Source organism: Bacillus sp. LR_5 (genome assembly GCF_042709275.1).
The window spans coordinates 1-23,897 of the sequence record NZ_JAVAXX010000010.1; the positions used below are offsets into that span (position 1 = coordinate 1).

Sequence of the window (23,897 nt, forward strand, 5' to 3'; positions counted from 1 at the left end):
GAGATACAATTCTATTTGATATTTAAGAAGAAGATACCAAACCATATTGGTATTTTCTCTTTATTTGTGTCTAAGAGCGTTTCCATACCAATTCATTTTGTTTTGTCTTAAATAGGTGAAACACACCCCGCCGACTGTCACCACTCCGCCTAGCAGAGAAATGAATGCGGGTATTTCACCTATCCACAACCAAGAAATAAGCAAGGCTAAAGCCGGTGTTGCATAAAGCGAAAGGGTTGCTTCTGATGAGCCGACGAGTGAAGTGACATATGCAAGGGCAAAGTAAGGCACGATTGTTGGCAGCAAACCTAAATAAACAATAGACAGTGTTGAGTTCATGGAAGCGTTTATCATCTCTCCGCCTAAGCCTGGCAGAAATATAAGCATAGGTATTGTTCCGCCCCAAATTGAAAATGTAACGAATCGGATAAAGCCATATTTTTTTATATAGCGGGGTTGAAAAACGAAATAAATACTCTCCGAAAAAGCGGCCAGCAGGATGAACAAAATGCCTTTCATTGAATAGGTATAGTCTCCAGACCCAAATGCAATCAATGACACACCCAATAAACTGATCATAGAGCCAATCCATTTCGTAAATCCAAAATGCTCTCTAAAAAACAGGCGGGATAACATGGCAGAAAAGATCGGTGCTGTGGTGACGAGTAAGCTTGCAACTCCAGCACTAACTGTTTTTTCACCAATATTCAGCAAAATGTGATAGAGTGCAAAACCTAAAAACCCTAACAGAAAAATGGCAGGAATGTCTTTCATGTCAGGCAAGCGCATCTGAGTCAAAACAGCAAAAAGCAATAATGCCATAGAGCCGATTAACAAACGAAATAAAGCAAGGTGTTCTGGTGTGTACCCTTCCAGACCTGCGCGAATTCCCGGAAAAGCTGATGCCCACAAACCGATCATCAGGCTGTTAGATATAATCATTTGAACTGTTTTCTTTCGCATATTTCTCACTCCTCTTTACAAAAACCAACCAGTTATTTAATGTGTTTCTATACTAATAAAGATTTGGTGATATGACTTCAACCAGTTAAACGAATTTTGACCCAACCAATTTAGTTGTAAGGAGACTGCTTTCATGAGCTTTCCAGAAGAAAAAAAGACGAAAAAGCTTCCTAAGTACAGACAAATCGTTCATTTTATTAAGGAGAAAATAGGAAATGGAGAGTGGCCAATTGGAAGCCAGATTCCAAGCCAGCGCACGCTTGCAAAAGACTTTCAGGTAAATCGAAGCACAGTGATTACGGCCTTAGAGGAATTAATGGCAGATGGGTTAATAGAAGGCAGAATGGGGAAAGGCACAGTTGTTATCAACAATACATGGACACTATTAGCTAAGAATTCTGCTCCTAATTGGGATCAATATGTAACCTCTGGAATTCAGCAGCCTAGCCAAAAAATCGTACAGGAGATAAACCAATCAGAATCAAATATGGATCTTATACAGCTCAGTAAAGGCGAACTTTCAACTGAGATTTTTCCTTTAACTGCTATGAAAGAGATGATGGGCAAGGTATCTCAAAACATGGAAGCATTCGGATATGAGGAACCAAAAGGATATTTTCCGTTGAGAGAGGCATTAAGCAACTATTTAAGAACCTTTGGCATCAATGCCTCATCTTCTTCCATTCTAATTGTTTCGGGAGCATTGCAAGCCCTGCAGCTGATATCGATGGGGCTTTTGCAAAGAGGATCAACCGTTTATCTTGATCAGCCATCTTACCTTTATTCATTACACGTATTTCAATCAGCTGGCATGAAACTGACTGGGATTCCTATGGATAATGAGGGACTTTTGCCGGGAAATCTTCATATCACAAGAGGGGAACGGGGAAGGGCTATATTATATACAAATCCTTGTTTTCATAATCCGACCGGTATTTTAATGTCGCAAAAGCGGCGGGAAGAAATCATTGCAGCTAGTGAGAATACACAGCTTCCCATTATTGAAGATGACATTTATCGCGAGTTATGGATAGATGAAATTCCGCCCTATCCTATTAAAACAATAGATAAAAATGGGCATGTGCTATACATAGGCAGTTTATCGAAAACATTAAGTCCGGGCTTGAGGATTGGGTGGATAGTCGGACCAGAACCGGTGATTGAACGTTTATCTGACATTAAAATGCAAACAGATTACGGATCCAGTTCATTATCCCAGAGAGTAGCGGCGGAGTGGTTTACATCCGGCCAATACCAGCAGCATTTAGAAAAGGTTAGACAGCAATTAAAGGTGAGAAGAGAATTGGCCTTGAGTGCATTAGAAACCCATTTGAAGGATGTTGCGACATGGAACATGCCAAAGGGAGGGTTCTTTGTCTGGATAAAAATATTGCCTTCAATATCAATGAAATTACTTTATACTAAAGCTTTATCAAAAGGGATTCTTCTCAATCTCGGCAGTATCTATGCTCAGGAAAAAGGGAATTATGTTCGCTTATCATATGCTTATGCATCCCTTGAAGACCTTCAAAAGGGGATTTATGAGTTGGGTTTAATGATAAAAGAATTGGCAAGTAAGTAACTTTTATATCCTTAAATGGATGTTTCACTAAAAAAGAGACCAAGCCTAATGATCGCTTGATCTGATAATAACAAGGGTTACTAGAATAGATCAAATCATGGCTCGGTCTTAAAAGGGTCATGTTTCTGAACGGAAGGTCTTTCCTATTTCTCTGCCTAAACCAAAATAATGTCTAAAATTATAGATCAGCGGACTCCATTTTGAAGGATTGATATGGTTTTCGTTCAATATGATACTCTCCTCGGCGTGAAAATGTAGTGCCTGTGTCTCTACAATCGCAAATGATGGCTCATATTCTGGGAACCGAATATGTTTGACTTCGGCTTCAATGTGAATAGGGCATTCTTTAATGCGTGTTGGTGAAACTGTTTTTGATTGTAAAGGTGTTAAGCCTGCTGACTCGTATTTTTCTTTTTTATATGTAAACCCGAGCTCTTTCTTCAAAGGCGGTATATTCTTTTTTCCGCTATAAGACGAAATTCTTTCAACGTTTTCCCATAATTCCGGGCCAGGCAAGTTTATGACGCATTCTTTGTGTCTTTCCAAATTTTCAATGGCTTTTCCTCCTAGCCCAACTCCAAGGACAATATAATTTCCAAGAGCCCAAGAAGAAGACATAGGACTGATATTAGTGGTTCCATCTTCATTCAATGTGGTAAGAAGAAATGTAGAGGTACCATAATACATGATGTTTGGTTTGATTTCTTTAAAATGAAGAGTATCTTGTTTTTCAATGTCCAACGTTTATTCCTCCTTGTCATCCTTATATTCATATTGTAAAGGTTTAACATTTCAACTATCATCGAAATATGAATGTAAGGAGGAAAATCATGAATCCTAATATCGCAAAAATCTCATCGTTGCTATCTGATCCCTCCCGTTCTTCCATTCTTCTCACCCTAATGGATGGAAGGATACATCCTGCGGGAGAGCTTGCATATCTCGCGAACATTAAACCTCAAACCGCAAGTTTTCACCTGAAAAAATTGCTTGAAGAAAAGCTGATCAGTGTAGAGAAGCATGGAAGACATCGGTATTACAGATTGTCTAACTCTGATACTGCAAACATGATTGAGCAATTGCTTCGTATTGCGCCTAAAGCCAAAGTCACATCTTTAAAAGATTCAAAAGAGAAAAGTGACTTGCATTTCGCCCGCACCTGTTATGATCATCTGGCAGGTTATGTGGGTGTGCAAATGACACATTCACTAGTTGAGCAGGGAATATTAAAAAAAGTCGATTTAAACTTTGAGGTGACTTCAGAGGGTTCTTTGTTCTTTTCGAAGTTAGGCATCAATGAAGAGCACCAACGACATAAGAGGAGAGCATTTGCCCGCTGCTGTTTGGATTGGAGTGAGCGGCAGCATCATATTGCAGGGGCGTTAGGAAACGCCTTATTGGTGCGCATGTTAGAAGAAGAATGGATCGTTCGTATGCCGAAAACGAGAGCGGTTAGGATGACACAAAGCGGGAAAACCGCATTTGAGAAATACTTCAAAGTGAATATTTAGGGAACTTTTTAATAAGAGAATGAGAAAGAAGGAGTAAGATTCGTTAAAATCTTACTCCTTCTCATTATCTCGAAGTTGCTTGATTACCCATTGCAATAGAGATGCGATTCCAACTGTTTATTTGATTGATGATGAGAACAAGGTCAACATATTGTTTTTCATCGTAATGTTCTCGCACTCGATGATACAGCTCATCAGGAACCCTTTTAGAGGGAATGAGCGTGATGTGTTCAGATAGTTCGAGCGCTGCTTTCTCTTCAGGTGAATAAAAATCACATTCATTCCAAGCATGTAAACAGTAAATTCGCTGTTCAGTTTCGCCCATTTTGCGGGCATCAGAAGTATGCATATCTAAGCAGAAAGCACAGCCGTTTATTTGAGAAACTCTGATTTTAATTAGCTCTCTCGTCGTTCGGTTAATTGAAGATTGTTTCGTGTATTTCTCCATATCCATCATCATCTTCATACCTTCAGGTGCAACATCATAGTAGGATACTCTTTGACTCATAAGGCAAGACTCCTTTCCTTAAGATACATAAATTGTATCCCGACATTGATCATTTTACCAATGTACAGTTCGTATGGCGTCTATTTCACTATCTTTTGGCAAGAAGCTGCTTTGAATAAAAGTAAGGATAGCCAACAATGATGAGTGGAGCTGCTAATGCAAGGAGTATCCATGAACCTGAGTGACTGTCTCTAATGACTCCAATGAATATACAAGTACCGATGAGAAAATATAAAAAAGCACCTAAAAACCAATACATATTCATTCCTCTTTTTCTTTACACGTTCTCTTTGATTGAGCATTTTTGTTTCTATGCTTGTCTGTTTTTTCGTTCACATTGCTTAATCGATCAAGGCACTGATTTTTTAACACTTTCTCAGTTCGGATTCCTTTTCTCTTTAATGATAAAATTGTGAGATCAATCGATTTCAATGATGATCATTCCTTCAATGAATAGTGAGTTCCTCATTATTTTAAATGTAAATTTGGAAAGATAAAACGTACATAAAGGCAGAATGCTTATGTACGTTTGGGCAATGCTCGTATGTTGGGAGCATCTAATGGTTCACTGCACCTTGGTATTGTTGTGTTCCTTCTCTTCCTATAAAATGATTGGATAAATGTATGTTGCACGTTCAATGAAATGGGTTCGATTTTCATTAGTCTCTGTTCAGTTAAACTGGTAAAGGAAGTGGATGAGGTTTGCAGATAAGGAATCCTATCAAAGAAAAATACTACCCGCATGATAGGCGGGCATTAAATATGCTTGCACTCAGAGTGCCGGGCCTGGCTTTTATTCTCATGATCTATGTTGCCTCTATCGTGCTGCAATTTCTTAATGGGAGCTGGTCCATTTTATTGCTTCATGTGTTTACGGTATTGACCGCCATCTTTGCTTTGATGCATTGGCATTCATATCGCTGGGTTAAGAAAAGGGTGATTCTGTACTTCGCATTACAAGGTTTGATCACTTTTACACTTGCTAATGTCATGTCAGGCTTCTTAGTGCTGATCATCATTGGCCTTTATGCATTTTTGATCGGACAGATTATAGGCATGGCAGACAGAAGAAAGACGTTCCTCATCCTTTATTTATTGCTTCTGCTGTCAATTAATGTACTATACCATATTCACAAAGGTGAATATTTGCATTTTCTTGTCATAGCCGTACCTATTATGATTGTGATTATCACATATGCCGCTACATTTTTTGCCCAAGTCGATGAAAAGATAAAAGCGCAGCTGACTCTTGAAAGGCTGGAGCTGGCTCATCAGCAGGTAGAACAGCTGACACTGCAAAACGAGAGACAGCGTATGGCCAGGGACTTACATGATACACTTGCTCAAGGGCTGGTTAGTTTAAACATGCAGCTGGATGCGATTCATGTTCATCTCGCCAAAGACAACACAGAGAGAGCAAAAGAAATCGTTCAACAATCTATGAATAGAGTGAAAAGCACATTAGCTGATGCACGTTCAGCGATTGACGATCTGCGCAGCAAATCAGAAGAAATCGGTTTTTTAAAAGAAAGAATTACCTCTTTAATGGATCATTTTCAGGAGTCAACAGGCACGGCTTGTTTTGTAGACTACAGGTTACATCAGGTGTTAGACGTTCGTACAGCTGAAAACTGTTATTACATCATTGGAGAATGCATAACGAATGCAGCAAAGCATGCCGAAGCAGAAACGATCTGGGTATCCATTTGGGATGATGAAAAAGGGAGACTGCATCTAACTGTCAAGGACAATGGCAAAGGATTTAATGTTGAGAAGGGAAAGAAAAAGAGAGGACATTATGGGCTTCTTGGTATACAAGAACGCGTCAGAGCAATGAATGGCCAATTCTATATAAAGAGTACAAAATCTATAGGAACACACATCGAGATTAACGTACCAATTCAGGGAGAGATGCAGGATGAATAAGGTTTTAGTCGTTGATGACCATCTTGTCGTGAGGGAAGGTCTGAAGCTTTTAATTGAAACGAATGATCACTACACCATCATAGGAGAGGCGGAAAATGGCAAAGCAGCAGTCCGCCTTGCAGATGAATTAAAACCAGATATCATTCTCATGGATTTGTATATGCCTGAGATGAGCGGGTTAGAAGCCATTAAACAAATAAAAGAAAAACACGACATCCCCATCATTATTTTGACTACGTATAATGAAGATCACTTAATGATCGAAGGAATTGAATTAGGGGCGAAAGGATATCTATTGAAGGATACGAGTTCAGAAACCCTTTTTCATACAATGGATGCAGCAATAAGAGGAAACGTGCTATTGCAGCCTGATATCTTAAAACGTCTGCAAGAAGTCCAATTGGAGCGGATGAAGAAGCAGAGCAGTGATACGCAGCTGACAGAAAAGGAAGTCATTGTTCTAAAAGCCATTGCTAAAGGTCTTAAAAGCAAAGCGATTGCCTTTGATTTGGGTGTCTCTGAGAGAACTGTAAAGTCTAGATTAACGTCCATTTACAATAAATTAGGCGCGAATTCAAGAACTGAGGCAGTGACGATTGCCATGCAAAGAGGCATTCTGACATTAGACGAATAACATCATATATTTGAAATTTGCCCAAACGTACATGCCCGAATGTACGTTTTTTTTATTTCATTGTCAACTACAATGAGAAAGCAAAGAATGTTATCAAGCAATGAGCTGAAAGGAGATTATCATGTCTAGAATGTTATATAAATTAGGAGGATGGGTTGCTCGCAATCGCATAAAAGTAATATGTGCGTGGATCGTTGTGTTAGTTGCTTCGGTAGGCCTTGCAATCACGTTAAAACCAAGTTTTTCTGAGGATATGTCCATACCTGACACACCTTCGGAAAAAGCGATGGATATCATTCAAAAAGAATTTCCTCACGGTCCTGATAAAGGGAGCATACGGGTGATTTTCGGAGCTGAAGATGGAGAGAAACTTACTGCAGAGTCAGCCAAAAAAGCAATCGAAAATACGTTCAAGGAAATCAATAAAGATGATTCTGTTGACTCGATTGCAAGTCCTTTTGTTACAGGAACAATCGCGAAAGATGGCACCGTTGCCTATGCTGATATCAAGTATAAATCTTCAGCAGATGATATAAAAGATTACTCTATCAAACACTTAAAAGACAGTTTGAAATTGGCTGATGACGAGGGATTACAAACTGAGCTAAGCGGAGATGTACCAGGAGCCGAGATGGAGATAGGCGGAGTGTCTGAAATTGTCGGCATTATTTTGGCCTTTGTCGTTTTAGCCATTACATTCGGCTCCTTATTAATAGCAGGTTTGCCGATTTTAACTGCACTGATTGGATTAGGTGTAAGTATTGGACTTGTTTTGATTGGGACACAAGTATTTGATATTGCTTCCGTTAGTCTTTCATTAGCCGGAATGATTGGCCTTGCTGTTGGGATTGATTATGCTTTATTTATTTTTACGAAGCACCGCCAGTTTTTAGGCGAAGGTATACAAAAAAATGAATCAATCGCGAGAGCTACAGGAACAGCTGGGAGTGCAGTTGTTTTTGCCGGACTTACTGTTATTGTCGCACTTTGCGGATTGACTGTCGTTGACATTCCTTTTATGTCTGCAATGGGACTGACAGCAGGGCTTAGTGTATTGTTAGCTGTCCTCGCTTCAATCACGCTTGTGCCTGCCGTTTTGTCGATAGCGGGGAAACGGATGGTTCCGAAATCAAACAAGAAAAAAGAAAAACAAAGCGCTGAAACAAATGTCTGGGGACGCTTTGTCACAAAAAATCCTATCATGCTAAGTGTATGCAGCATTCTCATTTTGCTTGTTATTAGTATCCCATCTATGCATTTGGAGCTGGGCTTGCCTGATGCAGGGATGAAAGCGAAGGATAATCCAGATCGCCGGGCTTATGATTTGCTTGCCGACGGTTTTGGAGAAGGATTTAATGGTCAGTTAACAATCGTAGCGGATGCCACAAGTGTAACAGAAAATAAGGCGGAAGCCTTCGCAGATGCAGTGAAAGAAATAAAGGAACTAGACCATGTAGCGAGTGTCACGCCTGCAATGCCTAATAAAGAAGGGAACTTTGCCATCATTACGGTAGTTCCTACAACAGGTCCAAATGATGCAGCAACGAAGGATTTGGTAAAGGATGTACGCAGCTTATCAGATAAAAATGGGGTAGATTTGCTCGTTACTGGATCGACTGCAGTGAATATTGATATTTCAGATCGCCTTAATGATGCGATACCGGTGTTTGCTGTACTCATTGTTGGTTTTGCGTTTGTATTGCTGACAATCGTATTCCGTTCGTTGCTTGTGCCTCTTGTTGCTGTTGCGGGTTTCATATTGACGATGACAGCCACTCTTGGAATCTGTGTATTTGTTTTACAAGACGGGAATCTCATCGACTTTTTCAAAATACCTGAAAAAGGGCCGATACTCGCGTTCTTGCCGATTTTATCTATTGGGATACTGTTTGGATTAGCCATGGATTATCAAGTATTCCTTGTAAGCAGAATGCGTGAAGAATATGTGAAAACAAAGAATCCAGTACAAGCGATTCAAGCTGGATTAAAACACAGCGGTCCTGTTGTCACCGCAGCCGGCCTGATCATGATATTCGTTTTTGCTGGATTTATCTTTGCTGGTGAAGCTTCTATTAAAGCCAACGGATTGGCTCTTTCCTTTGGTGTGCTCTTTGATGCATTTATTGTACGAATGACACTGATTCCAAGTGTAATGAAGCTGATGGGGAATGCAGCCTGGTATTTGCCAAAATGGCTAGACAAGATTATTCCGAATGTGGACATAGAAGGGCATCAACTCACGAAGGAAATACAGCCAGAAATAGATCATGAACAAAAGAAACAAATCATGTAATAGAAAAAGCAGATCATTTATGATCTGCTTTTTTTGCTTAACATTTATTCCCTGATCATGTTGTAGGCGATTCTATGGCCACTCAATGTGGTAGTATTTAGAAGGTGAAGCCGCCATTTTGTTTTTGCGCAGGTAGAGGACACCAAGCGGTATAGGGTGTGTTTAATCAAGTTAGCCGAGATAATGTTTCAATCTCTCTAAACCTATTCTCAACTCGTCTAATGATTCTGTTGAAGAAAGCGCAACACGCAAATACTTATGAGGAGTGGCAGAGCCGCTCAGAAAGCGATCGGAATGAAATGCACGGATTCCATGTTCCTTCAAATCTGTTTCCAGCTGTAACGCATCGGTATAATCATTGATGGAAAGCCACCGATAAAAACTGAGAGGATGTCCATTCAGCTCTTGTTCAGGAAAAAACTCTGCAAACATATCATTAGCTGACCGGGCAAGCTGTTTTTTTCGAGAAACAATATTGTGCGCTTTTCCTGATAAGATCAGCTCTGTTATCACCTCTGCATCAAAAGAAGACGTTTTTACATTAATATTGAACATCGCCTGATGGATTTTCTCGCGCAAGGCATCCCCATAGACCATATAGGCCACTCTTAACCCTGAACAGATTGACTTAGAGGTGCCGCAAATATATACGCTTTGTTCGGGAAGCAAGTTGAACATGGGCTCCTGATAATCAGAGATCAAGCCTGCGGTCATAAACGCATGAATATCGTCCTCAATCAATAGTAAACGGTGCTTGCGGATGACTGCCGCGATTTCTATTTTTCTAGCATTCGACATCATGACAGTAGTTGGGTTACAGCAAGAGGGCATCAGAAAAATGCCATGAATGTTGAGTTGAGTACATTGCTTTTCTAGTTCGTCCGGCAGCATTCCATACTCATCTCCGGGAATCGGCACTAGCTGAATGTGGTGCATTTTTGCAAGTTCAATAAAGTTTGAATACGTGTATAAGTCAGTGGCAATTCGATTCCCTGGCTCAAACAGCGCGGCCAATGAAATGGCCAGCGCATTTTGGGCACCGGAAACAATGGCGATATGGTCTTGGTCAGTTTGAATGCCAAACGATTTCATCCAGTTTAGCCCTGCTGTTTTTTGATGCAGAATGCCTGTTGGATCATTGTAATTGAGTAACTGTTCTACGTAATGTTTACTCGCAACCTGTTGAATGACCTCAGTTACAATTTGATTGGTTTCTTCAAAAGAGGCGATTAAACCGAGATCGATACAGTTGGTGATTTTATCTTTAGAAATCGTAATTGAACGAGCGGCACTAGGAGAAACAAAGGTTCCCTTTCCGGTGACCGCATAAATCAGTCCCTTCACCTCACACACTTTATAGGCTCGGGTAATTGTAGTGAAGTTTAAGTCAAGAAAGTCAGCCAATTCTCGCTGCGGAGGAAGCTTTGTACCCGGTGCTAAAAAACCGTTTTTGATATCGTGTTCAAGCAGTACAGCGATTGATTCATAAAAAGGCCGCTTTAATGCTTTTCTTTCAGGCTTCCAAGACATTGGATAATTGTCGAATGAATTGACTGGCATAATCCACCTCTATTGTCTAAATTCCCACAAATGGTTTCTGAGGAGTGCAGCAGGTTCTCTATTATTATACATAGGATAATTGTAATCCATACAATTATCTTGTTTGTTGTATGGATTTTATATGGTACTTTAATATAAAATGTTTCAAGGTGTGAATCTTATGACAAAAAGAAATCAAGTAGGGGCTGCATTTCGTTCGGCCTTCCCGTATACGATTCCGATTTTTGCCGGATTTTTATTTTTGGGAATTGCCTATGGAATCTTTATGCATTCTTTAGGGTTTAGTGCAATTTATCCGATCATCATGAGTTTTATTATATTTGCAGGATCGATGGAGTTTGTTGCCGCCCATTTTTTGCTGGGCGCGTTCAACCCGATGAATGCTCTTTTTTTGACGTTGATGGTAAATGCCCGGCATTTGTTTTATGGAATTTCCATGTTGGATAAGTACAGGGGGACTGGAAAGAAGAAACTTTATCTGATTTTCGGAATGTGCGATGAATCATTTTCTATCAATTATACCGCTAATGTTCCAGCGAATGTTGACAAGGGCTGGTTTATGTTTTTTGTGACGCTGCTTAATCATTTATATTGGGTCGCGGGAGCAGCGATAGGAGGTATTTTTGGATCGTATGTGAAGTTTAATACCGAAGGGCTTGAATTTGTGATGACCGCGCTCTTTATTGTGATCTTCATAGAACAGTGGATGAAAGAGAAAAAACACCACAGTGCTCTCGCAGGACTTGGGCTTTCTGCTGCCAGTCTTATCATTTTTGGAGGAAACCATTTTATTATTCCAGCTATGCTTGCCATTTTAGGGATACTTACTGTTCTAAGAAAACCATTAGAGAAAGCTGAGGTTTCCGTATGACGATGAGTATAACGCAGCAAATCATTACCGTTGCTATGGTCGTGCTTGGCACAATGCTGACACGGTTCCTCCCATTCATGATTTTCCCATCTGGCAAACCGACACCGAAATATGTACAATTTCTAGGGAGAGTGCTGCCATCAGCGGTAATCGGGCTTCTGGTTATTTATTGTTTTAAAGATGTGAGCCTACTTTCTGGAAGTCATGGCATCCCTGAATTGATTGGGGCAGCTGCCGTTGCACTGCTTCACTTTTGGAAGAAAAATATGCTTCTTTCCATAGCGGGGGGAACCGTTGTCTATATGGTTCTGGTACAATTGGTTTTTTGAACGAGTTGGTTTTGAACCGGCATCAAAGTCTGAACCCAGCTATGGGAGCCTATCGAAATGATCATGATTTTATTGAACTTGAACAACATATGTAAGACACAAGCTTATTATTTTGGAATCAACGCCGTGCCAATGCAAATAGCAGCTGCAATGTTTGCTGGTCATTTAAAAAAGTATTTACGGTAATCGGAGGATTTATCATGTCAAAGAAAGTTTCTTCTTCCTATATCATCATTATAGGATTAATGCTATTTGCATTGTTTTTTGGAGCAGGAAATCTCATTTTCCCGCCTATGCTTGGTCAAATGGCTGGAACAAATGTATGGATCGCCAATGCTGGCTTCTTAGTGACAGGAGTTGGCTTGCCATTGCTGGCAATGACAGCATTTGTTTTTTCAGGTAAACATAATCTACAATCGTTAGCCAGCCGTGTGCATCCAGTGTTTGGAATTGTGTTTACGACGATTCTCTATCTGGCAATCGGGCCTTTTTTCGCAATCCCGAGATCCGGGAACGTATCGTTTGAAATTGGAGTAAAACCTTTTTTATCAGATGATGCAGGCCCTGTTGCATTGATCATATTTACGATATTATTTTTCACAGTTGCATGTCTGTTATCACTCAACCCTACAAAAATTATTGATGTAGTCGGAAAATTTTTAACGCCAATTAAATTGACATTTATCGGATTGCTTGTAGTGGTAGCTGTTGTCCATCCAATCGGAACAATTCAAGCACCATCAAAAGGGTATACATCACATGTGTTTTTTAAAGGCTTTCAGGAAGGGTACCTGACTCTGGATGCCCTTGTAGCGTTTGTTTTTGGAATCATCATCGTGAATGCTATTAAAGAACAAGGTGCTGCCACCAAAAAACAGCTGGTGATCATTTGTGCAAAAGCAACTGCGATTGCTGCGACACTCCTAGCCCTTATCTATACGGCCCTTTCATATATGGGGGCCTCCAGCGTTGAAAAGCTGGGGCTTTTAGAAAATGGAGCCGAGGTTTTGGCTAAGGTTTCATCCTATTATTTTGGATCCTATGGTTCCATCATATTGGGCTTAATGATTACAGTAGCATGTCTGACAACAAGTGTCGGACTGATCACAGCGTGCTCTTCCTTTTTTCATGAATTATTTCCGCACATTTCGTATAAAAAAATAGCTGTAATGTTAGCAGTGTTTAGTACGCTTGTCTCAAATATAGGGTTAACACAGCTCATTAAGGTGTCCATGCCTGTCTTAATGACGATGTATCCAATCGCGATTTCCTTAATCTTTTTAACGTTTTTGCATTCTGTATTTAAAGGGAAGGCTGAAGTGTATCAGGGCAGTTTACTGTTCACGTTTATCATTAGCCTATTTGACGGTTTGAATGAAGCTGGGATAAAAATTGAAGTCGTAAATCGCATTTTCACTCAGATTCTTCCTATGTACAGCATAGGGCTGGGATGGCTCATTCCAGCTATTATAGGGGGAATAGGCGGCTATATACTGAGTATGTTCCGAACAAAAAGATCATGATAAGCGCATTTATAAAACGAATAAAGGCTTAATAGCGCCACTCATCTTCATAAATATTTTGGTTTCCCTGGTCAGGGTACTAAAGAGTTGAACAATTACTCAGATCTGCAGGTGGAATAAAGCTCTTGTCCGCCTGCTTAATTGGGGGGAAGAAGATGGCTGATCAAAGAGAAGCTTTGTGTATGAGATTAGCAGAAATAGATAAACATGAAATATCGATACTTCGTGAGTTCCAGTTAGAACGGGAGAAGATCTTTTCAAGCTTAAGAGCATTAGAACGGGCTAGTAAAGAAAAGAAGCTCCCATCTCAAGTCGCGCTCGAACAAACAGCAAATGATGTAAAGACATATCGTGTAACATCAAAACCAATCCAACAAAAAAAAAGAAGACAGGGCAGAGCTGAATCAAAAGCCTCTCGTGAAGCAGCATTACACATATTAAAGCAGCAGGATAAGCCAATGAGCAGTATTGAGCTGAAAAGAAAGATTGAGAAGGAAACTGGTGTGCACATCTCTAATATGACATCATTTATGAATACTTTAATGAAAATGCACCCAGAGGTGAAAAAACCTTATAGAGGACAATATAGAATGATTTGATTCTTGCGTGGTATTCGGTTTCTGATTTCCAAAGACTGAGCTTCATATTGTCTGATGCTGGGCGCATAACAAGGTATCCTTGCTATTACGAATGTAGAACGGTGACTAAGGTAGTGGCAGGGAATGTCATTTTCACATGATACCAAGGGTTGTGAATACCTTGGTATTTTTTTGTACGGTGTTGTGAAGTGAGCTGAGCTGCTGTCCGAAAACTGCCGCCTAGTCATTAGGGTTGGTTCATGTAGAAAAATAGAGCCCGATTAGAGAGACTCTATTATTGGAAAATATCCATACGGATACAATTCACTTCCTTATGAACCACTCACCATCTGTTTCACTGATAAAACATAGCGGTATTAGTGAATTCCGCTTTACTATCTGGAACACCCCCTTCCTTGAAGCCTGTGTTTGAAGCTCGACATTAAAAACGCAATCAAAATACATGAATCACGTAAATGACAATAGGCGGGATCAACAGGGACGGCAGCAGATTCAGCGTTTTAAACTTCTTAATTCCCAGAATGCTTAACCCTGAGCTGAGGATGAGTATGCCTCCTACAATTGTGATTTCGTTGATAAGGTCTGTATTGATTGCGCTCTCCATTACTTTAGCAAATAAATAGATGGAGCCCTGCCAGACAAATAATACAATGGCAGCCGCTGCGATTCCAAAACCAAAAGTCGAAGCAAGCACAATGGAGGTAATGCCATCTAACATCCCGTTTGTCAGGAGATACGTATAATTTTTATTTAGAGCCGCTTCAACAGGGCCCAATATTGACAGAGAACCTATACAAAATAATAAGATCGCAGTTGATAAACCCTCCGCTAAATTGCTTTTAGAGAATTTATTCACCAGCTTGTTGAATCGTAATTCCAGATTGATGCTTTGGCCAAGCAAACCTCCAAGGGCCAAACTCACGATAAAAAGAATGGGGTATTTACTATCAGGCAAATGCTGTGTAATCGCGTTGATCCCCAGCGCGACTGCAGCGAATCCCATTGCCTGCATCAGGATATCCTGGTATTCATCTTTAATGCCTTTTTTGAATAACCCGCCAATTATACTTCCTGCAATGATCATCACTGTGTTAAAAATGGTCCCAAACATAAGCTTTCTCCTCCAATAATGATTCCTGCATAAAAAATAAACCCTCAAGTTAGTAGAGAGTCAAGGGAGATTAAAAACATATTCATGAAATTTATTTGATGGGCAGCAGGATTTCAGTCACATAATTGTCTAGATTATTTGTAATCCCATAATCAATGAGTGTGATTTCGATTGAGTCTCCCGCTATCTCATAATGATGTTCGTTCATATATGCCAGTAACTGTTTGTAATATGGTTCGGCTTCTGGATGTGACCCTTTAAACCTGATTTGCAGATAGTCTCTTGGAGGAAAAATGATTTCGGATGAAGTTTCTTCATTTTCATCTTCAAGAATCATGAATATGCTGGAATATTTGTCGAACTGATTTGCTATTACATTTGCTGCTGAAATAGATAAACCGATCTTGCCTATAAATATATCCTCGTTCACATTCAGATGAGTTCTCAATTTGGCTAATGAATGTTCGATATCATGGCCGAGAATATACTCATGCTGTAAATAAGCCACACGTAATGCGGGAAGTTTGATTTTTGTAATGTGATGTAACGGCGTGTGGACGGCATCTTCTATTTGCATGATGCGGCGGGAGATCTTTTTTTCTATGCGTTCCAATTCTCTTTTTTTGCGATCAATTTCAGTTTGCTGGCTTTTCAGTAAATGAATCAGAGTGTTTGTATTTTGAGAATTATAAAAATCAAGAAGTTTATTGATTGGCAGGCCTAAAGCTCTCAAATACTTGATGGTATCCAACCGCTCGAACTGTTGGGTAGAATAATATCTATAGTTCGTATGCTCGTCTTTATATTCCGGTTTCAAAAGACCAATTTCATCATAGTACCTAAGCGCAGAGACTTTCACATTGAATAGCTTTGAAACTTCTCCAATCGAAAAAAATTCCTTCATTTTAACAACCTTTCTGTTCATATGATTTATACATTCACATTATATAGTAAGGCGCGATAATGTCCGAACAAATTGACATTATCGAGGATAAAAAACATTTTTGAACAAACGGCATAAAGAAAAAGCTCCTTTTAAAAAGGAGCTTTTTCATTCTTCAAAATAAGGATTCACATGGATGAGCACTTCTTCAACATCTGGAAACTGTCTTTTGATTTCATTTCGGATTTCGCGGGCAATATCGTGTCCCTGTTTAATCGTCAAATCATGGTCCAAAGATAGACGGACATCAAGCAATTTATAGTGGCCATGTTCTCTCGCGCGGATTCTATCGATTCGCTTTACTTGATCACATTGAAAAATAACAGCTTTATATTCCTCTATCAGCTCGGGAGCAACACTTTTCTCCATAAGAACATCAACAGACGGCCTGATTAATTCCATTGAAATCTTAAAAATAAGGTAAGCCACGATTGCACTGGCAATTGCATCGGCGTACAACAGATAGGACCATCCGCGGGTGTTTCCGATAATCGCCAATAGGACGCCGATAAAAGCGGCAAGAGAGGCAACGATATCGCCTTTATGATCGTATGCAATCGCTATAATCGCTTTGCTGTTCCATTTTTCCCCCTGCTTTATGGAATAACGATATAGGATCTCCTTAGCCACGTACGAAATCAGAGCTGCAAACAATGCGCTGTATTGTGGAACGCTTGGCCCTTCAACAAAGGACAGAATCGCTTCTATTAGGATATAAACGGATACGACCACTAAGATAATTCCTACAATCGCCTCACTAATGACTTCAGCTTTTCCATGCCCAAAAGGATGGTCTTGATCAGGCGGTTTATTGGAAATGCCGATCACTGCCAGGACAGCAATCGAAGCAACGACATCCGCTGCGGAATGGATTCCGTCTGCAAAAACAGCTTCACTATCGCCTATCAGCCCAAAAAAGACCTTTCCTGCCATTAAGATCAGATTGGCTATCAATGCAATCAAAGCAACCTTTTTGCTTATTTGTTCTCTTTCACTTGCCATTTTTTCCTCCTATAAAACTGCACAAAAAAATAGGAGTGCTTTTTATTCGCTCTCCGTATCCTTTCTTGTGTAATCACTTTGCTTATCATACCAATTCCATTTCGAGTGGGTCTATAGCAACGTTGTTTCCTGTTTACTAATAAATAAGGTGAAAGAAAAAAAGTTGGAGCCGGGCTAAAAGATCACACAGCAAACAAATAGGTTCTTATGTAACAAGCGTTGATGGTCAACTAAAATTCTGCTTCAGTGAAAAATTTCCACTTTATTTTTAAAAACCTGTTGACATTAGAACATCCGTATTTTATTATTATCTCATATTCAAGATATTTTAATTCAAGATAAAATGCTAACGATTCAAGCGTAAACCTGCGTGTTGCTGAATAATGCAAAGAATCTCAATCATTGTAAGTTCTTTTGTATTTTGTGCAATGTGATTTTTTATAAAGTAATATCTCGAATTCGAGATAAAAGGGGTGTGTCGTAAATGACTGAATTTTCACAGCTAGTCAAAGAAAGAAGATCTGCAAGCAACTTCCTTCCAGATCATCCAATCACGAAAGATGAACTTAATGAGATGTTTGAATTGGTTGCATTGGCTCCATCGGCTTTTAATTTGCAGCATACAAAATATGTGACGGTTCTAGACCCGGATGTAAAAGAAAAGCTGAAACAGGCCGCAAACGGACAATATAAAGTGTTTAGTTCATCTGCGGTTCTTTTGGTATTAGGGGATAAGCAGGCATATCAGCAAGCGGCTGACATCTATGAAGGATTAAAGGTGTTAGGGGTATTAAATAAGCAAGAGTATGATCACATGGTTCAAGACACCGTTTCGTTTTATGAAAACAGGGGAGAACAATTTAAGAGAGATGAGGCGATAAGGAATGCTTCACTTTCAGCGATGATGTTTATGCTGAGCGCTAAGGAAAAAGGCTGGGATACCTGCCCTATGATCGGCTTTGATGCGGAAGCCGTGAAACAGATTTTGAATATAGATGATCAATTTGAGGTTGTCATGATGATTACAATTGGGAAAGAAAAAACAGAGAGCAGAAGGCCGCGCGGCTATCGGAAGCCTGTAAATGAGTTTGTCGAGTATATCTAAATGAACGTTTAAAGGAGCGGATAAAAATGGCTAAAAAAACGATGGGAATCCATCATATTACAGCAATTGTCGGTCACCCTCAAGAAAACGCAGATTTCTACGCAGGAGTCCTGGGGCTTCGATTGGTCAAGCAAACGGTCAATTTTGATGATCCAGGCACGTATCATCTTTATTTTGGAAATGAAGGCGGGAAGCCGGGAACAATCATCACCTTCTTTCCGTGGGCGGGAGCCCGCCGAGGCATCATTGGAGATGGGCAAGTTGGCGTGACTTCTTATGTGGTGCCGAAGGGAGCTTTGGCTTTTTGGGAAAAGAGACTTGAAAAGTTCAACGTTCCATACACCAAAATCGAGCGTTTTGGAGAACAATATGTAGAATTTGATGATCCGCACGGCCTGCATGTAGAAATCGTGGAAAGAGAAGAAGGAGAAGCCAATACGTGGACGTTCGGAGATGTAACACCTGATGTTGCCATTAAAGGCTTTGGCGGTGCAACCCTGTTATCAGCGCAGCCTGATAAAACCGCTGAGCTATTAGAAAACATCATGGGGCTGGAACGAGTCGGCATGGAAGGAGACTTCGTTCGTTATCGTTCTGCCGGTGATATCGGAAATGTGATTGACCTTAAATTAACGCCTATTGGCCGCGGGCAAATGGGAGTCGGCACGGTGCATCACATCGCTTGGCGTGCTAGCGATGACGAAGATCAATTAGATTGGCAAAGATATATTGCTTCTCACGGATACGGTGTGACTCCTGTTCGGGATAGAAACTATTTTAATGCGATTTACTTCAGAGAACATGGGGAAATTCTGTTTGAAATCGCAACTGATCCGCCGGGCTTTGCACATGATGAATCACCAGAAACAATGGGTGGGAAATTGATGCTGCCTGTGCAGTATGAACCGCATCGAACACAAATTGAACAAGGGCTGCTGCCGTTTGAAGTGAGAGAGTTGGATTGATTTTAATGAATGCTGACGCATGATGAAAATAAAAGGCATATATTCAACAGATGATTGCTGGACGGTACTGGCGGCAAAGAGTCAGACTGGTGCCTTTCAGCATATCATGTTACATGAAAAATAAGGAGAGATAAAAATGGAAGATGCAGGACTATTGCTTATTCGTATTATGATTGGTGTGGTGTTTCTGTTTTATGGATCACAAAAATTATTCGGCTGGTTTGGCGGATACGGGATTAAAGGAACCGGACAATGGTTCGAGTCAATTGGGGTTAAACCAGGTAACGTCGCGGCCGCTTTATCAGGTCTTGGGGAATTAGTAAGCGGAATTCTATTTATTTTAGGTGTGTTCCTCCCGCTTGGAGCTGCTATCATCACGATCATTATGTTAGGTGCTATCGTAAAAGTCCATGGAGCGAAAGGATTTGCGAATGGCGCCGGCGGTTTTGAATATAACGTGGTGCTGATTGCAGTCTCCATCGGGGTTGCACTCATCGGTTCAGGGACTTACGCTTTGCATTTTTAATACGAAAGTATCTAAGAACAGTTACCGGCATGCGGTAACTGTTCTTTTGTTTTGCGATTTTCGGGCAAACGTGCAGGTACCCTGCAAAGCAAAAAAGCGGATATAATAAATATAAATGTGTATAGTGAATGATACGTATCGATGAGCTTGGTCATGAAAGACAGACCAATTTGAAGGAGTAAATGGATGAAAGAGATGACAGAATTACATTCATTAGATGCTATAGAGAATTTTATTAAACAGTATCAATTCAGTTTTATCTATATATCAAGGCCCGGCTGTACAGTATGTCACGCTGTTCTGCCGCAGCTCAGAATAGTCTTGGATCAGTTTCCAAACATCACATTGGGGCATATCAATGCTGACGATGTAGAAGAGGTCGCCGGCAGATTTTCAGTCTTCACCGTCCCTGTGCTTCTTTTGTTCATCGATGGGACTGAGTTTCTGAGAGAAGCCCGTTTTGTTCATTTTGAACAGCTCGAAGAAAGGCTGAAAAGGGTTTATCGGTTATATGAAGATGAATAAAGCTTTACGCTTTCCAAATGAAAAGGAGCTTTCTGAAATTGGGCTGGAGCAAATGAATCAATATGTTCTGCATTATAGAATGAGGATCAATCATGGGATATAAGTGATTGATCCATCAGCACATCAGTATTCCTCACTTCATCATATTTTCAGCAGCCATTCTGTGGAATATCATTGGGCTTGCATAGAAACATCACATCAAATCCAGCAAATCATTTCTAAACAAACCAATAAGTGAAGCAAAAAAGGGTGTTACAAGGTGTAGCATCCTTTTTGATTTTTTAGAAACAGTAATATTCAAATGACCATTTGACACTTTGTATACAATTAGCATCCATAATGTAGGAAAGGGGCTTTATTAATGGAGAGCAAAGATGTTAAGAAAGAAGGGCATCATCGTGGGGATCGTCACAAGGGCAGGAGGCGGTTCACAGCATCATGGACCAAAAACTTTTCGCCGCGGCAGGGCCATTGCCTTTTTAGAGATGATGCATTTGAAGCGCGCGACTATTAAGCAGCAGTTAGAACAGCCGGAATTCCAATCTATCCAGCAAATGCTTGTCGGCGAATTAAAAGCCATTGATATGGTGATCAACGAATTTATCCAGTTATTTGAAATACATGAAAGTGAAGCAAAGGATGTATCCGGAAAAGGTGAAGATACAGAGGCATCTTCAGAAAATGGAGAGAAAGGAAAGGAACCGAATGAAACAAATGAACAGTTATATTGATTCAGTGTTTTCTAATGAAGATGATCTTTTGGAAGAAGTGGTTTCGTCCATCAAAGAAAATGGTATGCCTTCTATATCTGTATCTCTTTCTGCTGGAAAGCTGCTCACCATGCTTGGGTCCATTTCAGGCGCCAAACATGTTCTGGAGATTGGGGCACTCGGGGGGGATAGCGGGATTTGCCTTGCCAGAGGATTCGGGAAAGAAGGAACCTTAACCTCTCTTGAATTAAAGAAGGAATATGCCGAGTTAGCGCACAGCAATCTAACAAAAGCCGGCTTTGGCGGTCAAGTCACATATATGACAGGTGCTGCGTTGCAAAGCCTTGAACAATTGGTCAAAAGTGATAAGCGATTTGATTTTTTCTTTATCGATGCTGACAAAGGGAATTATGAACAGTACTTGACACATTGCATTGAGCTTGCAAAGCCAGGTGCTGTCATTGTTGCAGATAATGTGCTTGCAGGTGGCAGTGTGGCAGATCAAAAGGCTGCACCCCGGCGCCATACAGAAGTCATGAGGACATTCAATAAAACAGTGGCTCAGCATCCTCAGCTGGAATCCCTGCTGATCCCAATCGGCGACGGAATGACTGTTTAAAAAGTAAAGAAATAAACGAAAAACACCTGAGTGATTTCCTGACAAAAGGTGAGATACAAAAGCTGGAGAGGCACTTTCATCAAAATGTTTAAAAATTGGCTAAAAGCTTTTGGATAAGCTCTTGAAGTGAGTTTATCACTTGTTGACTCGAATATTGACTATTGGTGGAGCTTGTTTGACTAAAAAGGTTATATTGAAAAACAATTCCCTTATTCGATCCACCAACACCGGATTCTGATTTAGACATCGTTAGCGGACTGATAGAAAATGCGCCGCCAGTATTCGAGACGCTGTTTCCAGAAATAGAATGAATATTTGGATGTTTGTCCATTATATTTCTCCTCTCTCTGTATGAACTGCTTATTAGTTTACGCAGCGTGAGGATCGATTGGTTAAACGAAACGATAAAAAATAACGGAAAAAATCGAAAAGACGTCCAAAACAGGCGTCTTTTTAATGCGGCTTATGAGGACTTGGTTTTACATTCTCATTGATTTTATCAATTCTAACCCTAACTGGCCGTTTGCTTCTAATGTCGCTTTTTTGACATCCGGTAGGTACTCTCTGAAGTCTCAGTTGCAATTTCAATCTGATCAGCTGTAAGCCTCATTCTTTTTAAGTTTTCTGTATGTACATGTCTATTATCAATAACGATTCTCGCTTTTCCAGTTAGCCTTCACTTGAAGCCATTACATAAAGAGAGCAATCGTAAAGATTGCAGCTGCGATCAGTGTTTTGATGAGGTTGTGTTCGATGATGGGCTGAACGATAATCGTTCCGATAGAAATCCCGACATTCTCAGCAAGATGACATCAGATATAATGAGAACAAAATCTTCCCAAGTAAAGTTCATACTACCACTTGACCAGTTTAATTTAGATTTCTTTGAAATCCGAAAGGGTGGTCATTCATTCGTATAAGAATACCGGGCGGGTTCATTTGAGGATCATATTCACAGTCTCTCAACCATGACTGATTGTTGATTAGATGATATAAATGTATCTTATTAAAGCCCTTTATCAAACGCGATGGTTTCGACTTGTCTTGGGTACGAAATGTGAAGAAGCCCGTTTAACAGCTGAAGCTGCAATAAATGGGATTCGGTGGCTTCAGGAAGCTGAATAGTGCGCTCAATTTCGCCGTAATACCGTTCACGCAGCACCTCCATTTCGGCGGGAAAAACAGGCGTGATCGTTCCTTTGATCAGCAGCTGGGTTTTAGATATTAAGCGGATCGTTAATTCCTCTTCATACACACCGGGGATTTCCACAATGATAAAATTATTCTCTTCATCTTGATAAAAGTCATAAACGAACGTATAAGTATCGGAATCAAAAAATTGTTCCGGGGCTTTATGCTTGAGCACATTTGTCCAAAAATCACTTTGCTTATATTCATTCGTAATCTCAAGCCATTTTCGTATTTTTTCGATATCCATATGACGTTCTCCTTATATTTGATTTGCAATTGGTGCAGAAAAATTTCCGATTTTGTCTTGGTCACTGACGTCAGTATCAAGATTTCCAGTGTTTAAAAGCGAAGAAGAAGGCGAAAAATCCCCTAAAGAAAAGTTTGCTCCAAAATACTTGCTGTTCGCTGTATGACTGTTATGCAAAGTTGGACCGATATCCACATTCCCGTTTTGCGTAACTCCATTAACCTTAATATTCGCGATATTAATTTGATATGGCATAAACGAAACCCCTTTAATCTAAGATTGGCGGCGGTACAATCGGAGGTGTATTAACATTGGATGTAGCAGAGCTGCCGATAGATGTCTGGTCATTAACATCAGGATCATTTAAGAAGTTTTCCATTACGGATTCTGTAGGTGATGTATCACCGAAAGAAGAGTTGATCCCTTGAGATTTATTATTGGCGGTATGGCTGTTATGCGCGGCTTCGCCTATTGTAATTGAACCATTGCCTGAAATGCTGTTGATCTTCAAATAATATAGATTGATTACTGTAGTCGGCATCCCATCACACCCTTCCATCATTCTGTACAGTACAGTATGCGCCGCTGCATCCAATTGTTCCTTGTATTGGGGATTCAATAAGCAGAAGAGAATGAGGCGGCCTGTATTAATGA

Annotated in this window: 27 protein-coding genes and 1 pseudogene; 15 read left to right on the forward strand and 13 right to left on the reverse strand. The window is 40.2% G+C overall.

Features of this window, described 5'->3' with window-relative positions; genetic code table 11:
• Window positions 1-60: 60 nt before the first annotated feature.
• Window positions 61-963, reverse strand: coding sequence for a DMT family transporter (locus RAC86_RS03870; RefSeq protein WP_061186276.1), 903 nt, complete (start codon window positions 961-963; stop codon window positions 61-63).
• A 133-nt stretch (window positions 964-1,096) separates the two neighbouring features.
• Between RAC86_RS03870 and RAC86_RS03875 the strand changes: the two genes are divergently transcribed.
• On the forward strand, window positions 1,097-2,545 hold the full coding sequence (locus RAC86_RS03875) for an aminotransferase-like domain-containing protein (RefSeq protein WP_061186277.1): 1,449 nt from the start codon (window positions 1,097-1,099) through the stop codon (window positions 2,543-2,545).
• A gap of 117 nt (window positions 2,546-2,662) precedes the next feature.
• On the opposite strand, the gene RAC86_RS03880 is transcribed toward RAC86_RS03875, so the two are convergent.
• Window positions 2,663-3,286 carry a flavin reductase family protein gene (locus RAC86_RS03880; protein ID WP_014112801.1) on the reverse strand — a complete coding sequence of 208 codons (624 nt, stop codon included), beginning with the start codon at window positions 3,284-3,286 and terminating at the stop codon, window positions 2,663-2,665.
• Window positions 3,287-3,375: 89 nt separating this feature from the next.
• Between RAC86_RS03880 and RAC86_RS03885 the strand changes: the two genes are divergently transcribed.
• Entirely contained in the window at window positions 3,376-4,056 is a 681-nt protein-coding gene (locus RAC86_RS03885) for an ArsR/SmtB family transcription factor (protein WP_072183089.1), read from the forward strand.
• A gap of 64 nt (window positions 4,057-4,120) precedes the next feature.
• Here the strand turns inward: RAC86_RS03885 and RAC86_RS03890 are convergent, their stop codons facing one another.
• The 3 genes from RAC86_RS03890 to RAC86_RS03900 all read right to left on the reverse strand — a co-directional run bounded on the left by RAC86_RS03890 (window position 4,121) and on the right by RAC86_RS03900 (window position 4,996).
• A complete protein-coding gene (locus tag RAC86_RS03890) occupies window positions 4,121-4,564 on the reverse strand; it encodes a carboxymuconolactone decarboxylase family protein (RefSeq protein ID WP_014112803.1) in 444 nt (147 codons plus the stop codon).
• An 88-nt stretch (window positions 4,565-4,652) separates the two neighbouring features.
• The gene (locus tag RAC86_RS03895; RefSeq protein ID WP_072565799.1) at window positions 4,653-4,829 is read right to left on the reverse strand and encodes a hypothetical protein; all 177 of its coding nucleotides are present in this window, start codon (window positions 4,827-4,829) and stop codon (window positions 4,653-4,655) included.
• Window positions 4,826-4,996: a hypothetical protein gene (locus tag RAC86_RS03900; protein ID WP_003225298.1), complete on the reverse strand. Its 171-nt coding sequence runs from the start codon at window positions 4,994-4,996 to the stop codon at window positions 4,826-4,828. The genes RAC86_RS03895 and RAC86_RS03900 overlap by 4 nt, the downstream gene beginning before the upstream one ends.
• A gap of 270 nt (window positions 4,997-5,266) precedes the next feature.
• Here RAC86_RS03900 and ydfH point away from each other — a divergent pair, with 270 nt between their 5' ends.
• The 3 genes from ydfH to RAC86_RS03915 all read left to right on the forward strand — a co-directional run bounded on the left by ydfH (window position 5,267) and on the right by RAC86_RS03915 (window position 9,417).
• Window positions 5,267-6,490 (forward strand): two-component system sensor histidine kinase YdfH, encoded by a 1,224-nt coding sequence (gene ydfH / locus RAC86_RS03905; protein ID WP_072565800.1) that lies wholly within the window; start codon window positions 5,267-5,269, stop codon window positions 6,488-6,490.
• Window positions 6,483-7,124 carry a two-component system response regulator YdfI gene (ydfI, locus tag RAC86_RS03910; RefSeq protein ID WP_014112807.1) on the forward strand — a complete coding sequence of 214 codons (642 nt, stop codon included), beginning with the start codon at window positions 6,483-6,485 and terminating at the stop codon, window positions 7,122-7,124. Before ydfH ends, ydfI begins: the two co-directional genes overlap by 8 nt.
• Before the next feature lie 121 nt (window positions 7,125-7,245).
• Window positions 7,246-9,417: an MMPL family transporter gene (locus RAC86_RS03915; protein WP_072565801.1), complete on the forward strand. Its 2,172-nt coding sequence runs from the start codon at window positions 7,246-7,248 to the stop codon at window positions 9,415-9,417.
• A gap of 171 nt (window positions 9,418-9,588) precedes the next feature.
• Here RAC86_RS03915 and RAC86_RS03920 read toward each other — a convergent pair whose 3' ends face one another.
• A complete protein-coding gene (locus tag RAC86_RS03920) occupies window positions 9,589-10,977 on the reverse strand; it encodes an aminotransferase-like domain-containing protein (RefSeq protein ID WP_072565802.1) in 1,389 nt (462 codons plus the stop codon).
• A gap of 139 nt (window positions 10,978-11,116) precedes the next feature.
• On the opposite strand from RAC86_RS03920, the gene azlC reads away from it, so the two are divergent.
• From azlC to RAC86_RS03940, 4 genes are all read left to right on the forward strand, one after another.
• Complete coding sequence (azlC, locus tag RAC86_RS03925; protein WP_079288435.1) at window positions 11,117-11,848, forward strand: azaleucine resistance protein AzlC; 732 nt, start codon at window positions 11,117-11,119, stop codon at window positions 11,846-11,848.
• A complete protein-coding gene (locus RAC86_RS03930) occupies window positions 11,845-12,177 on the forward strand; it encodes a branched-chain amino acid transporter permease (RefSeq protein ID WP_072565804.1) in 333 nt (110 codons plus the stop codon). The genes azlC and RAC86_RS03930 overlap by 4 nt, the downstream gene beginning before the upstream one ends.
• Before the next feature lie 200 nt (window positions 12,178-12,377).
• Entirely contained in the window at window positions 12,378-13,700 is a 1,323-nt protein-coding gene (brnQ, locus tag RAC86_RS03935) for a branched-chain amino acid transport system II carrier protein (RefSeq protein ID WP_072565805.1), read from the forward strand.
• A gap of 155 nt (window positions 13,701-13,855) precedes the next feature.
• Entirely contained in the window at window positions 13,856-14,299 is a 444-nt protein-coding gene (locus RAC86_RS03940) for a Rok-like winged helix domain-containing protein (protein WP_072565806.1), read from the forward strand.
• 433 nt (window positions 14,300-14,732) lie between these two features.
• Here RAC86_RS03940 and RAC86_RS03945 read toward each other — a convergent pair whose 3' ends face one another.
• The 3 genes from RAC86_RS03945 to mneP form a co-directional block, all read right to left on the reverse strand.
• Window positions 14,733-15,410, reverse strand: a complete 678-nt coding sequence (locus RAC86_RS03945; protein ID WP_072565807.1) for a DUF554 domain-containing protein — start codon at window positions 15,408-15,410, stop codon at window positions 14,733-14,735.
• Between the two features lie 91 nt (window positions 15,411-15,501).
• Window positions 15,502-16,314 (reverse strand): MerR family transcriptional regulator, encoded by an 813-nt coding sequence (locus RAC86_RS03950; RefSeq protein ID WP_072565808.1) that lies wholly within the window; start codon window positions 16,312-16,314, stop codon window positions 15,502-15,504.
• A 147-nt stretch (window positions 16,315-16,461) separates the two neighbouring features.
• The gene (gene mneP / locus RAC86_RS03955; RefSeq protein ID WP_072565809.1) at window positions 16,462-17,355 is read right to left on the reverse strand and encodes a manganese transporter MneP; all 894 of its coding nucleotides are present in this window, start codon (window positions 17,353-17,355) and stop codon (window positions 16,462-16,464) included.
• A 484-nt stretch (window positions 17,356-17,839) separates the two neighbouring features.
• On the opposite strand from mneP, the gene RAC86_RS03960 reads away from it, so the two are divergent.
• From RAC86_RS03960 to RAC86_RS03985, 6 genes and pseudogenes are all read left to right on the forward strand, one after another.
• Complete coding sequence (locus tag RAC86_RS03960) at window positions 17,840-18,460, forward strand: nitroreductase family protein (protein ID WP_072565810.1); 621 nt, start codon at window positions 17,840-17,842, stop codon at window positions 18,458-18,460.
• A gap of 26 nt (window positions 18,461-18,486) precedes the next feature.
• The gene (locus RAC86_RS03965; protein ID WP_072565811.1) at window positions 18,487-19,425 is read left to right on the forward strand and encodes a ring-cleaving dioxygenase; all 939 of its coding nucleotides are present in this window, start codon (window positions 18,487-18,489) and stop codon (window positions 19,423-19,425) included.
• A 136-nt stretch (window positions 19,426-19,561) separates the two neighbouring features.
• Entirely contained in the window at window positions 19,562-19,951 is a 390-nt protein-coding gene (locus RAC86_RS03970; protein ID WP_072565812.1) for a DoxX family protein, read from the forward strand.
• A 186-nt stretch (window positions 19,952-20,137) separates the two neighbouring features.
• Complete coding sequence (locus tag RAC86_RS03975) at window positions 20,138-20,476, forward strand: thioredoxin family protein (RefSeq protein WP_072565813.1); 339 nt, start codon at window positions 20,138-20,140, stop codon at window positions 20,474-20,476.
• 361 nt (window positions 20,477-20,837) lie between these two features.
• A pseudogene (locus tag RAC86_RS03980) lies at window positions 20,838-21,207 on the forward strand (hypothetical protein).
• Window positions 21,182-21,805 carry an O-methyltransferase gene (locus tag RAC86_RS03985; protein WP_072565815.1) on the forward strand — a complete coding sequence of 208 codons (624 nt, stop codon included), beginning with the start codon at window positions 21,182-21,184 and terminating at the stop codon, window positions 21,803-21,805. Before RAC86_RS03980 ends, RAC86_RS03985 begins: the two are co-directional and overlap by 26 nt.
• Before the next feature lie 88 nt (window positions 21,806-21,893).
• Here RAC86_RS03985 and RAC86_RS03990 read toward each other — a convergent pair whose 3' ends face one another.
• From RAC86_RS03990 to RAC86_RS04005, 4 genes are all read right to left on the reverse strand, one after another.
• Window positions 21,894-22,136: a spore germination protein gene (locus RAC86_RS03990; protein ID WP_072565816.1), complete on the reverse strand. Its 243-nt coding sequence runs from the start codon at window positions 22,134-22,136 to the stop codon at window positions 21,894-21,896.
• 675 nt (window positions 22,137-22,811) lie between these two features.
• Window positions 22,812-23,243 (reverse strand): spore coat protein CotP, encoded by a 432-nt coding sequence (gene cotP / locus RAC86_RS03995; protein WP_072565817.1) that lies wholly within the window; start codon window positions 23,241-23,243, stop codon window positions 22,812-22,814.
• A 12-nt stretch (window positions 23,244-23,255) separates the two neighbouring features.
• Complete coding sequence (locus tag RAC86_RS04000; protein ID WP_014112826.1) at window positions 23,256-23,498, reverse strand: spore germination protein; 243 nt, start codon at window positions 23,496-23,498, stop codon at window positions 23,256-23,258.
• Window positions 23,499-23,511: 13 nt separating this feature from the next.
• Entirely contained in the window at window positions 23,512-23,784 is a 273-nt protein-coding gene (locus RAC86_RS04005) for a spore germination protein (protein WP_041520868.1), read from the reverse strand.
• Between the last annotated feature and the right edge of the window lie 113 nt (window positions 23,785-23,897).